Raw genomic sequence first — 11,839 nt, 5'->3', positions numbered from 1 at the left:
TGCGGCTGTACGCCAACGGGGGAGCCCCCATCAAGAAGGGCGCCCAGTCCCAGTACGCCAACGGGGGCGCCCCTTCTCAAAAGGGCGCCCCCATCGTCGTACCACCGTCTGGGTCAACGCATCACGGCCAGTTCCCCCCGTTGCCGTTCCCGTTCCCGTTGTTCCCGCCGTTGTCGCCGCCCTGGATCCAGCCCTCGGGGATCGAGAACGTGGGGTCCGGGAACGTCCCCCCGTCCGTACCCCCGTTGGTCAGCCCCTCGATCAGGCCGCCCTCGTTGTCGCCGTTGCCGTTGTCGTTGTCGCCGCGCTCACCACGGTCACCTTCGCGGTCGCCGCCGTCCGGGATGTCGACGATGTTGAAGGAGGCCGGCTCCTTGCCCGCGAGGGCGCCGGTCATGGCGTCGCGCCAGATCGGGCCGGGGACGCGGCCGCCGTAGACCTTGGCGTGCGAGACGCCGCCGATGGTGATGTTCTCCATCTCGACCTGCTGCGTCGCGCTGCCGACCCAGACCGCGCCGGCCAGGTTGGGCGTGTAGCCCACGAACCAGGCGTTCTTGCGCTCGTCCGTCGTACCCGTCTTACCGGCGCTGTCGCGGTCGCTCAGGCCCGCCTCCTGGCCCGTACCGGAGTCGACCACACCGCGCAGCAGGGTGTTGATGGTGTCGGCGGTCCGCTCGGACATTGCACGTGAGCAGGTCGACTTCGGCACCGGAAGCGACTTCTGCTCGTTGCCGATCTTCTGCGTGATCGACTCGATGGCGATCGGCGTGCAGTACATACCGCGCGCGGCGAAGGCTGCGTACGCGGTCGCCATGGTCAGCGGGGAGATGCCCTTGGAGCCGAGGGAGATGGCGGGCAGCTCGGGGAGCTTGTCGCCGTTGCCCTGCACGACGTGCAGATTGTCGGTCATCTTCATGACCGGGCAGAGGCCGATGTCCGAGATCATCTGCACGAAGTAGGTGTTGACCGACTTGGCCATCGCCTCCTCCAGGCGGTACGGCCCGACCTCCGACTCGTCCTCGTTCTCGACGGTCGCCTTCTTCGGGCCGGTGTTCACCCACGGCTTGCCGGAGCACGTCTGGACCGGGCTCGGGTACTCCATCTCGTACGGCGACGAGTACTCCTGCGTGGGCGGCCGCCCCTCCTCCAGCGCGGCCGCCGCGACGAACGGCTTGAACGTCGAACCGGTCGGGAAGCCGTAGTTCGAGCCGCCCATGGAGGAGTCGACCGAGTAGTTGTACTCGGTCTCGTTCTTGCCGTAGCCGAACGGCTTCGACTGGCCCATGCCGAGGATCTTGCCGGTGCCGGGCTCGACCAGGGTGGTCGCCGCCGCGACCTGGTCGTCCTTGTAGACGTGGTCCTTGAGCGAGGCCTGGACCGAGTCCTGGGCCTGCGGGTCGAGGGTGGTCTTGATGGTCAGACCGCCCTGGTTCCAGAGCTTCGCCCGCTCCTCCTTGGTCTTGCCGAAGACCGGGTCGTTGAGGAAGACCTTCTCGACGTACTTGCAGAAGAAACTGGCGCCCTTGACGGCGGTGATGCAGCCGTTCTGCGGCCGGCTGATCTTCAGCCGCAGCGGCGCCTGCTTGGCCTCGTCGGCGTCCGCCTGGGAGATGTCGCCGACGTCGGCCATGCGCTGCAGGACGACATTGCGCCGCTTGGTGGCCTCCGCCTCGTCGTTGACCGGGTCGTACCGGCTGGGCGACTGGACGATGCCCGCGAGGAGCGCCGCCTCCGGGAGGCTGAGGTCCTTGGCCGACTTGGAGAAGTAGCGCTGGGACGCGGCCTCGACGCCGTACGCCTGCTGGCCGAAGAAGGTGATGTTCAGATAGTTCTCGAGGATCTTCTTCTTGCCGAGCTCCTCCTCGACCTGGATCGCGAACTTCAGCTCGCGGATCTTGCGGCCGAGGGTCTGCTGGGTGGCCTGCGCGACCTTCGTCGGGTCGTCGCCGGCCTCCTCCACGAAGACATTCTTCACATACTGCTGGGTGAGCGTGGACGCGCCCTCGGCGACGCCGCCGCTCTGCGCGTTGCGGTTCAGGGCGCGCAGGACGCCCTTGAGGTCGACCGCGCCGTGCTGGTAGAAGCGCGAGTCCTCGATCGCGACGATCGCCTTCTGCATGTACGGCGAGATGTCCTTGAGCTCGACCACCGTGCGGTCGCGCGAGTAGACCGTCGCGATGTGGTCGCCGCGGGAGTCGAGGATGGTGGTCCGCTGGCTGAGCGGCGGGGTCTTCATGTTGGCGGGGAGCTCGTCGAAGCTCTCCACCGAGCCCTTCGCCGCGAGGCCCAGCGCGCCGACGGCGGGCAGCGCGATGCCGGCCATGACGGCTCCCGCGAGCACACTGACTCCGAGGAACTTGGCGGCCTGCTGCGTCGCCGACAGACCACCGCCCGAGCGCTTCTTTGGCATGAGGGCAGCCTACGTTCTCATTCGCCGGACACGCGTATATGCCTTGGCCTAAGCTGCTCTCAACTGTCACAGCAGTAGGGCCACGTATCAATACGTCCGGCGACCCCGAATCGTTCCGGATCCTCTCGGCCTTTTTTGCCGAGGCGTGTTGGGCGCGTGCCCGAATCGGCCTTGTGTGTCACTGGGCGTCCGTTGTGACGCAACGGAACCGTCCCGAAATGCCGGGATTGTCGCGCATGTCGCGGGCTCACTCCCCCGGGTGATCTGCCGCTTGCGCATAGTCCGTTCGGGCCATTCAAGATTGGGCCCGCTGGGGGTGTTGCACTGTGCCCACCTTCCGTAACGTCCTCAACTGGCGGCGGTGAATATGCCGCTGCCGCCGTGGGGGAGCCTCGATTCGGGAGAGGACGGCGCCGGTATGGGCTGGGTAACCGACTGGAGTGCGCAGGCGGCCTGCCGCACTACCGATCCGGATGAACTGTTCGTTCAGGGAGCAGCGCAGAACAGGGCCAAGGCGGTGTGCACCGGATGTCCGGTACGCACGGAATGCCTGGCCGACGCGCTGGACAACCGCGTCGAGTTCGGCGTGTGGGGAGGAATGACCGAGCGGGAGCGCCGCGCACTGCTGCGCAGGCGCCCGACCGTCACCTCCTGGCGCCGGCTGCTGGAGACCGCGCGGACGGAGTACGAGCGGGGGGCCGGCCTGGTGCCCCTCGATGACGACGAGGTGTACGAGAACTACGCGGCGGTCAGCTGAGGCTGCGGGCGTCCCCTCAGGCCCTTCGTGAGCCCATCAGGCCCTTAGGGAGCCCGCCTTCAGGCGTCGTCGACCGACAGCTCCGGCCGGTGGGCCGCGAGCCGGTCCCCGATGTCCCGAAGCCCCGCGAGGTCGTGCACATCGCCCGGCAGTGCGGCCACTTCGACCACCGCCACTTCGGGGTGCAGCGCGGTGAAGCGGTCGCGCGTGCGCTGCTCGCGGGAGAGCAGTTGCATACGGTCCGCGTGCAGCCTCAGCAGGCCTGCGGTGAGCTGGTCGACGGTGCGGGGTGAGGTGTGCCCGTCCGCGGCCGGGGTGACGACGGGGGAGTCGTCCTCGTCCGTGACGGCGGGGGAGTCCTCGTTGTTGAGCAGTGCTTCGGGAGCCGGTGCCTCGGAAGCGGGTGCATCTGAACTGCCGTACGTGTCGGGAGAGTTACGAAGTCCAGCTTTCCCTCCCCCCTGATCCACAATGCGGGGCTCCTCAAGATTTTCCGCGGCGGCGAGCGCCCGCTCGGCCGACAGGCGGTCGGCGCCGCTGCCGTGGACGCGGTTGAGCACCAGCCCGGCCAGCGGCATGTCCTCGGCGGCCAGCCGCTCCACGAAGTACGCGGCCTCGCGCAGCGCGTCCCGCTCCGGGGCCGCCACCACCAGGAACGCCGTCCCGGGCGCCTGGAGCAGCTTGTACGTGGCGTCCGCGCGCGTGCGGAAGCCGCCGAAGGTCGTGTCCATCGCCGCCACGAACGTCTGTACGTCCTTCAGTAGCTGACCGCCGAGCAGCTTGCCGAGCGTGCCGGTCATCATCGACATCCCGACGTTCAGGAACTTCATCCCCGCCCGGCCGCCCAGCTTCGCCGGGGCCGTCAGCAGCCGGATCAGCCGCCCGTCCAGGAACGACCCCAGCCGCTTGGGCGCGTCCAGGAAGTCCAGCGCGGAGCGCGAGGGCGGCGTGTCGACGACGATCAGGTCCCACTCGTCCCGGGCCCGCAGCTGGCCCAGCTTCTCCATCGCCATGTACTCCTGCGTGCCCGCGAAGCCCGCCGAGAGCGACTGGTAGAAGGGGTTCGACAGGATCGCGGCCGCCCGCTGCGGATCCGCGTGCGCCTCGACGATCTCGTCGAAGGTGCGCTTCATGTCGAGCATCATCGCGTGCAGTTCGCCGTCGCCCTCGACGCCCTTCACCCGGCGCGGGGTGTTGTCCAGCGAGTCGATGCCCATGGACTGCGCCAGCCGGCGTGCCGGGTCGATGGTGAGCACGACGACCTTGCGGCCGCGCTCGGCGGCCCGGAGGCCCAGGGCCGCCGCCGTGGTGGTCTTGCCGACCCCGCCCGAGCCGCAGCACACCACGATGCGGGTCTTCGGGTCGTCGAGCAGCGGATCGACGTCGAGCACGCGCGCGGGGACGAGGTGGTGGTGCGTCGATGTGGAGTCCGGGCTCATGAGACGTCCTGCTTCCGCAGCTCGGTGGCCAGTTCGTACAGGCCCGCCAGATCCATGCCCTCGGCGAGCAGCGGCAGTTCGTGCAGCGGCAGGCCCAGCTCGGCGAGGACAGACCGCTGTTCGTGCTCCAGCAGATACCGCTCGGCGTACTCCTCGGCCTGCGCCAGCAGCGGGTCCACCAGCTTCTCGGCGTTCTGCCCGCGGCGCGCCCCGCCGAGTCCGGCGGCCGACAGCGACTGGGCGAGATCGGTGCGCGGCACCGTCCGTACGAGGTCCAGGTCGGCCGCGTCCAGCACCTCCGGCCGCACCATGTTCACGATCACCCGCCCGACCGGCAGATGCGCCGCCCGCAGCTCGGCGATGCCGTCCGCGGTCTCCTGTACGGGCATCTCCTCCAGGAGGGCCACCAAGTGGACGGCCGTCTCGCGGGACTTCAGCACCCGCATCACAGCCTGTGCCTGATTGTGTATCGGGCCGATCTTCGCCAGCCCGGCGACCTCGTCGTTGACGTTCAGAAAGCGCGTGATCCGGCCCGTGGGCGGCGCGTCCATGATGACGTAGTCGTACACGAACCGCCCGGTCCGGTCCTTGCGCCGGACCGCCTCGCACGCCTTGCCGGTCAGCAGTACGTCCCGCAGGCCGGGCGCGATGGTGGTGGCGAAGTCGATCGCGCCGAGCTTCTTCAGGGCCCGTCCGGCGCTGCCCAGCTTGTAGAACATCTGGAGGTAGTCCAGGAGGGCCAGTTCGGGATCGATGGCGAGGGCGAACACCTCGCCGCCGCCCGGGGCTACGGCGATCTTCCGTTCCTCATAGGGCAGCGCCTCCGTTTCGAAGAGTTGTGCGATGCCCTGTCGGCCCTCGACCTCGACGAGAAGCGTCCGCTTCCCTTCCGTGGCCAGAGCCAACGCGAGTGCCGCGGCGACCGTCGTCTTGCCGGTCCCGCCCTTGCCGCTGACGACCTGGAGCCTGCTCACGTCTTCGAGCGTAACCAGTTCGCGCCGGAACCAATCTGCCGCCTGTGGACAACCCGCCTCGCAGCCTGTGGACAACTCTCACCGCGGTCGGCCGCGATGACCGCCCCCGCCAGCGGATACAGTCGGCCCCATGACCAAGTGGGAATACGCAACCGTGCCGCTGCTCGTCCACGCCACGAAGCAGATTCTGGACACCTGGGGCGAGGACGGCTGGGAGCTCGTCCAGGTCGTGCCCGGGCCGAACAACCCCGAGCAGCTGGTGGCCTACCTGAAGCGGGAGAAGCAGGCGTGAGCGCCGTCGAGGCGAAGCTCGCGGAGCTGGGCCTGACGCTGCCGGAGGTCGTCCCGCCGCTGGCCGCCTACCAGCCGGCCGTGCAGAGCGGGCTCTACGTCTTCACCGCCGGCCAGCTCCCGATGGTGGAGGGCAAGCTTCCGGTCACCGGCAAGGTCGGCGGGGAGGTCACCCCGGAGGAGGCCAAGGACCTGGCCCGCATCTGCGCCTTGAACGCGCTGGCGGCCGTCAAGTCCGTCGCCGGCGACCTGGACCGCATCGCGCGCGTGGTGAAGGTCGTCGGCTTCGTCGCCTCCGCCGCCGACTTCACCGGCCAGCCCGGCGTCGTCAACGGCGCGAGCGAGCTCCTGGGAGAGGTCCTCGGCGACAAGGGCGTGCACGCGCGCAGCGCGGTGGGCGTGGCGGTGCTGCCGCTGGACGCGCCGGTGGAGGTCGAGATCCAGGTGGAGCTCGCGCAGTAGCAACCAGGTGGATCACTGCCTCTGGCAGCCCGGGTGATCATTGCCCCTCGAACATCCGCTCACCACGGGATAGCCTCGCGCCCATGGCGAACGGTCAGTGGTACCCCCCGGAGTGGCCGGACCGGATCCGCGCGCTGGCGGCGGGCTCGCTCACTCCGGTGAGCCCCAAGCGCGCGGCCACGGTCATGCTGCTCAAGGACACCGGCACCGGCCCTGTCGTCCACATGCTGCGCCGCCGCGCCTCCATGGCCTTCGCGGCGGGCGCGTACGCGTATCCGGGCGGCGGCGTCGACCCGCGCGACGACGACCGTCACGTCGGCTGGGCGGGCCCCACGCGCGCGTGGTGGGCGAACCGGCTCGGCGTCGACGAGACGGCCGCCCAGGCGATCGTCTGCGCGGCCGTACGGGAGACGTACGAGGAGGCGGGCGTCCTCCTGGCCGGGCCCACCCCCGACTCGGTCGTCGGCGACACGACCGGGCCGGAGTGGGAGACGGACCGCGCCGCCCTGGTCGCGCGCGACCTCTCCTTCGCGGAGTTTCTGGACCGCCGCGGCCTGGTGCTGCGCTCCGACCTGCTGGGCGCCTGGACGCGCTGGATCACCCCGGAGTTCGAGGCCCGCCGCTACGACACCTGGTTCTTCGTCGCCGCGCTCCCCGAGGGCCAGCGCACCCGCAACGCCTCCACGGAGGCGGACCGCACGGTGTGGATCCGGCCGGCGGAGGCGGCGGCGTCGTACGACAAGGGCGAGCTGCTGATGATGCCGCCCACGATCGCGACGCTGCGGCAGCTGACGGCGTACGAGACGGCCGCGGAGGCGCTCGCGGCGGCCCCGGGCCGCGACCTGACTCCCGTCCTGGCTCAGGCCCGTCTGGACGGCGAGGAGATCGTGCTGTCCTGGCCGGGGCACGACGAGTTCACCAAGCACATCCCGACCGGTGGAGCCCCCGCATGACGGACGCAAGCGCCCTGCCCGGCCAGCCCCGGGGCGGCGTCCTCACCGGACCCGCCACCCCGCGGGCGGTCAACGTCCTCGCGCCCAACCCCTCCGCGATGACCCTGGACGGCACGAACACCTGGATCCTGTCCGAGCCCGACTCCTCGGTGGCCGTCGTGGTCGACCCGGGCCCGCTGGACGAGGGCCACCTCCGCAACGTCGTCGACACCGCCGAACGGTCCGGCAAGCGCGTCGCCCTGACCCTGCTGACCCACGGTCACCCGGACCACGCGGCCGGCGCCGCCCGCTTCGCCGAGCTGACCGGCACCAAGGTGCGGGCGCTGGACCCGGCGCTGCGGCTGGGCGACGAAGGGCTGGCGGCCGGGCACGTGGTCCGGGTCGGCGGCCTGGAGCTGCGGGTCGTACCGACGCCCGGCCACACCGCGGACTCGCTCAGCTTCCATCTCCCGGCCGACCGTGCGGTGCTGACGGGCGACACGGTCCTGGGACGCGGTACGACGGTCGTGGCGCACCCCGACGGCCGCCTGGGCGACTATCTGGACTCCCTGCGACGCCTGAGGTCCCTCACGGTCGACGACGGCGTCCACACGGTCCTCCCGGGTCACGGGCCCGTCCTGGACGACGCCCAGGGCGCCGTGGAGTACTACCTCGCCCACCGCGCCCACCGCCTCGCCCAGATCGAGACGGCCGTCGAGGACGGCTACCGCACGCCGTCCCAGATCGTCGCCCATGTGTACGCCGACGTGGACCGCTCCCTGTGGCCGGCGGCGGAGCTGTCGGTGCGGGCCCAGCTGGACTACCTGGAGGAGCACGGGCTCATCTAGGCCTGTGCTTTCAGTCGGGCCTCGGTGCCTTGACGCCGTGCACGCGCGCGTACTCCTCGGCGAGCCAGGGGCCGAGGTCGTCGACGTACGCCCTGAGGACCGCACGGTCGCCGGTGGGCTCGTACCCCAGGACGGCCGCCGTGCGCATCTGCTCCGCGCGCGTGCGGTAGTACGCGCCGAAGATCCGGGCCATCTCCGCGAGGTCGCTGGTCCAGCCGCCCCAGCGGGGCATCACGAGCGTGAACCCCGTACGGACCAGATGCCGGGACATGAACCGGACGAGCGGCCGCCGGGCCGCGTCCGTGTCCTCGACGCCCGCGATGCGTTCACGCCAGCGCGGCAGCAGCAGGGCGAGGTCGCCGTTGGTCTCGCGCGCGAGGAGGCTGTCGGGGCGGTAACGAGGCAGCAGTTCGGCGAGGTCCGCCCCGAGCAGCGGCGTACACAGACAGGCGACGAACCACCCCAGGTCGTACGTCTCCAGCTCACTCAGCAGCCGTGCGCGGCCGTACAGCAGCGTCCCGACCCCGTCGATCTCGGGGAACTCCTTGTCCAGTGCCTCGCCCAGGGCGCGGGCGGCGGCGCGGTCCGCGTCACCGGGCTCCTCCCGGAGCGCGACCAGCAGATCCAGGTCGCTGCGTCCCACGCGCGCGGTGCCGCGCGGAATCGACCCGTAGAGGTATGCGCCGTCCAGCCGCGCGCCGAACACGTCCGGCAGCCGGTCGCGGGCTGCGGCCACGACGGGACGGAACGGGGCCTGCACGCGCGCGAGGGAGCCTTCGCGCGCGAGAAAACCCTCCGAGTCGAGGCCCTTGAGTGGCGGTTTCACTGCGGTGCTGGTCTCTGGCCCCCAGCCGCCGTTACCGCGAGCGCTTCGCGAGGCGCTCCACGTCGAGCAGGATCACCGCGCGTGCCTCCAGCCGCAGCCACCCGCGCTGGGCGAAGTCGGCCAGCGCCTTGTTGACCGTCTCGCGGGACGCGCCGACCAGCTGGGCCAGCTCCTCCTGCGTGAGGTCGTGGACGACGTGGATGCCCTCCTCGGACTGCACGCCGAACCGGCGGGACAGGTCCAGCAGGGCGCGCGCGACACGGCCCGGGACGTCCGAGAAGACGAGGTCGGACATCGCGTCGTTGGTCTTGCGCAGCCGCCGGGCGACGGCGCGCAGCAGCGCGGCGGCGACCTCGGGGCGGGCGTTGAGCCAGGGCTGGAGGTCACCGTGGCCGAGGCCGAGCATCTTAACCTCGGTCAGCGCGGTGGCGGTCGCCGTACGCGGGCCCGGGTCGAAGAGCGACAGCTCACCGATGAGCTCGCCGGGACCGACCACGGCCAGCATGTTCTCGCGGCCGTCCGGTGAGGTGCGGTGCAGCTTCACCTTGCCCTCGGTGACCACGTAGAGCCGGTCGCCCGGGTCGCCCTCGTGGAACAGGGAGTCACCCCGCGCGAGGGTCACCTCACTCATGGAGGCGCGCAGCTCCGCGGCCTGCTCGTCGTCGAGCGCCGCGAAGAGCGGATTGCGCCGCAGAACGTCGTCCACGAGTTCTCTCCTTGTCGACCTGCTCAGGGGATCTTGTCCCCGGTGTACCAGGGCACCCTGGTGCCCATTTTGCCGGACGGCCCAAACAGTGTGATCTGTCACAAGGATGCCGCACTGGTGTGCCGTGGTAAGCGGCAGGGGTCCAATTGGGCGCTGATCCTCGGGGTCCCGGGCGGATGTCAGTACCGGGGCTTAGGCTGGCCGGGTGTCCAAATCGCCGGTGAGAGCACGGGCCTAGGGGGCTGCGCGGGTGGTTGTACGTCGAGATTCCGCTGTGGGCGAACAGGATTCCGGTGGCGGAGAAAAAGCGGCAAAAGCGGCAAAAGAGGCTGCTGGGAAGAAGGCTGCCGCCAAGAAAGCCGCCCCCGCGAAGTCGGCGGCGGCCAAGAAAGCCGCTCCTGCGAAGTCGGCGGCGGCCAAGAAAGCTCCAGCCAAGAAGGCCTCCGCCAAGAAGCCTCCCGCCAAGAAGGCCACCGCCAAAAGCGCAGGCCCCGTCAAGAAGGCCACCGTCGCCCGCGCGAAGCCCACCGTCGCCCCCAAGAAGGCCTCCGTCCCCGTGAAGAAGGCCGCGCCCGCGAAGACCGTCACCCCGAAGCCGCCGAGCGACGAGTCCCGTACCGCCCTGGTCCGCCGGGCCCGCCGGATCAACCGCGAACTCGCCGAGGTCTATCCGTACGCCCACCCCGAACTGGACTTCGACAACCCCTTCCAGCTCCTGGTCGCCACGGTCCTGTCCGCCCAGACCACCGACCTGCGCGTCAACCAGACCACCCCGGCCCTCTTCGCGAAGTACCCCACCCCCGAGGACCTGGCCGCCGCCAACCCCGAGGAGGTCGAGGAGATCCTCCGGCCGTGCGGCTTCTTCCGGGCCAAGACCAAGTCGGTGATGGGACTGTCCAAGGCCCTCACGGAGGACTTCGGCGGCGAGGTCCCCGGCCGGCTCGAAGACCTCGTCAAGCTGCCCGGCGTAGGCCGCAAGACCGCCTTCGTCGTGCTCGGCAACGCCTTCGGCCGACCCGGCATCACCGTCGACACGCACTTCCAGCGGCTGGTGCGGCGCTGGCGGTGGACCGACGAGACCGACCCCGACAAGATCGAGGCCGCCGTCGGCGCGCTCTTCCCCAAGAGCGACTGGACGGACCTGTCGCACCACGTGATCTGGCACGGCCGCCGCATCTGCCACGCCCGCAAGCCCGCCTGCGGCGCCTGCCCCATCGCCCCGCTCTGCCCGGCCTACGGCGAGGGCGAGACGGACGCGGAGAAGGCGAAGAAGCTGCTCAAGTACGAGAAGGGCGGCTTCCCCGGCCAGCGTCTGAAACCCCCGCAGGCGTACCTGGACGCGGGCGGGAAGGCGGCCCCGCCGCTGGGGGCCGGATGACGGGAGCAGGGACGCGTTCGCCGCGGCCGGAACGATCTCGGTGCCGTCCCGCGTTGGACGCATCAGGACGACGGGGGTGGCGATGACACGAGCGAGCGAGACACAGGGTGGCCCGGTGGTGCTCAGCAAGGAGGGGCTGCCCGACTGGTTGGACCCGGTCGTGTACGCCGTGGAGACGGTCGAGCCGCTCCAGCTGAGCCGTTTCCTGCCCCCGAAGGACGGTGCCGGCCGCCAGTCCGCCGTACTCATCCTGTTCGGCGAGGGCGAGCGCGGCCCGGAGCTGCTGCTGATGGAGCGGGCGAGCTCGCTGCGCTCGCACGCCGGGCAGCCCTCCTTCCCCGGCGGTGCGCTCGACCCCGAGGACGGCGATCCGCAGGCCGACGGGCCGCTGCGGGCCGCGCTGCGCGAGGCGGAGGAGGAGACCGGCCTGGACCCGTCCGGGGTGCAGCTGTTCGGTGTGCTGCCCAGGCTCTACATCCCGGTCAGCGGCTTCGTCGTGACGCCGGTGCTGGGCTGGTGGCGGAAGCCGAGCCCGGTCGGGGTGGTCGACCCGAACGAGACGGCCCGGGTCTTCACGGTCCCCGTGGCGGATCTCACGGACCCCGCCAACCGCGCCACCGCCATCCATCCCAGCGGCCACAGAGGTCCGGCATTTCTGGTCGAATCGGCCCTTGTCTGGGGCTTCACGGCCGGAATCATCGACCGCCTGCTGCACTACGCGGGCTGGGAGAGACCGTGGGACCGCGACAAGCAGGTCCCGCTCGACTGGCGGTCATGACAGGGTGGCCCTCGTGCTGTGGCCGGACCCCCGGCCGA

12 protein-coding genes are annotated in these 11,839 nt (G+C 70.6%); 7 read left to right on the top strand and 5 right to left on the bottom strand.

What is annotated here, in order from left to right; all coding sequences use genetic code 11:
* Positions 1–121: 121 nt before the first annotated feature.
* Positions 122–2,410: a transglycosylase domain-containing protein gene (locus SSP24_RS23915; protein ID WP_141311746.1), complete on the bottom strand. Its 2,289-nt coding sequence runs from the start codon at positions 2,408–2,410 to the stop codon at positions 122–124.
* Between the two features lie 418 nt (positions 2,411–2,828).
* Here SSP24_RS23915 and wblA point away from each other — a divergent pair, with 418 nt between their 5' ends.
* A complete protein-coding gene (gene wblA / locus SSP24_RS23905) occupies positions 2,829–3,167 on the top strand; it encodes a transcriptional regulator WblA (protein ID WP_167529677.1) in 339 nt (112 codons plus the stop codon).
* A gap of 59 nt (positions 3,168–3,226) precedes the next feature.
* Here the strand turns inward: wblA and bagB are convergent, their stop codons facing one another.
* Together bagB and bagA are read right to left on the bottom strand one after the other, a co-directional pair.
* A complete protein-coding gene (bagB, locus tag SSP24_RS23900) occupies positions 3,227–4,606 on the bottom strand; it encodes an ATPase BagB (RefSeq protein WP_141311745.1) in 1,380 nt (459 codons plus the stop codon).
* Entirely contained in the window at positions 4,603–5,580 is a 978-nt protein-coding gene (gene bagA, locus SSP24_RS23895) for an ATPase BagA (RefSeq protein ID WP_141311744.1), read from the bottom strand. The genes bagB and bagA overlap by 4 nt, the downstream gene beginning before the upstream one ends.
* 130 nt (positions 5,581–5,710) lie before the next feature.
* Here bagA and sp36 point away from each other — a divergent pair, with 130 nt between their 5' ends.
* The 4 genes from sp36 to SSP24_RS23875 all read left to right on the top strand — a co-directional run bounded on the left by sp36 (position 5,711) and on the right by SSP24_RS23875 (position 8,113).
* Complete coding sequence (gene sp36, locus SSP24_RS23890; protein ID WP_003975360.1) at positions 5,711–5,872, top strand: Sp36 family protein; 162 nt, start codon at positions 5,711–5,713, stop codon at positions 5,870–5,872.
* The gene (locus SSP24_RS23885) at positions 5,869–6,333 is read left to right on the top strand and encodes a RidA family protein (RefSeq protein WP_141311743.1); all 465 of its coding nucleotides are present in this window, start codon (positions 5,869–5,871) and stop codon (positions 6,331–6,333) included. Before sp36 ends, SSP24_RS23885 begins: the two co-directional genes overlap by 4 nt.
* Before the next feature lie 83 nt (positions 6,334–6,416).
* Positions 6,417–7,286, top strand: coding sequence for an NUDIX hydrolase (locus SSP24_RS23880; protein ID WP_141311742.1), 870 nt, complete (start codon positions 6,417–6,419; stop codon positions 7,284–7,286).
* Positions 7,283–8,113: an MBL fold metallo-hydrolase gene (locus SSP24_RS23875; protein ID WP_141311741.1), complete on the top strand. Its 831-nt coding sequence runs from the start codon at positions 7,283–7,285 to the stop codon at positions 8,111–8,113. The genes SSP24_RS23880 and SSP24_RS23875 overlap by 4 nt, the downstream gene beginning before the upstream one ends.
* 10 nt (positions 8,114–8,123) lie before the next feature.
* On the opposite strand, the gene SSP24_RS23870 is transcribed toward SSP24_RS23875, so the two are convergent.
* Together SSP24_RS23870 and SSP24_RS23865 are read right to left on the bottom strand one after the other, a co-directional pair.
* Complete coding sequence (locus SSP24_RS23870; protein WP_141311740.1) at positions 8,124–8,939, bottom strand: nucleotidyltransferase domain-containing protein; 816 nt, start codon at positions 8,937–8,939, stop codon at positions 8,124–8,126.
* Positions 8,940–8,970: 31 nt separating this feature from the next.
* Positions 8,971–9,645 carry a Crp/Fnr family transcriptional regulator gene (locus tag SSP24_RS23865; protein WP_141311739.1) on the bottom strand — a complete coding sequence of 225 codons (675 nt, stop codon included), beginning with the start codon at positions 9,643–9,645 and terminating at the stop codon, positions 8,971–8,973.
* A gap of 274 nt (positions 9,646–9,919) precedes the next feature.
* On the opposite strand from SSP24_RS23865, the gene nth reads away from it, so the two are divergent.
* Positions 9,920–11,023 carry an endonuclease III gene (nth, locus tag SSP24_RS23860; protein WP_141311738.1) on the top strand — a complete coding sequence of 368 codons (1,104 nt, stop codon included), beginning with the start codon at positions 9,920–9,922 and terminating at the stop codon, positions 11,021–11,023.
* A gap of 82 nt (positions 11,024–11,105) precedes the next feature.
* A complete protein-coding gene (locus SSP24_RS23855) occupies positions 11,106–11,801 on the top strand; it encodes an NUDIX hydrolase (protein WP_141311737.1) in 696 nt (231 codons plus the stop codon).
* Positions 11,802–11,839 lie beyond the last annotated feature (38 nt).

This window comes from Streptomyces spinoverrucosus (genome assembly GCF_006539505.1).
Classification (GTDB): Bacteria; Actinomycetota; Actinomycetes; order Streptomycetales; family Streptomycetaceae; genus Streptomyces; species Streptomyces spinoverrucosus.
Note: the sequence above shows the minus strand (reverse complement) of the source record. Positions and strands in the feature narration are given on the sequence as shown.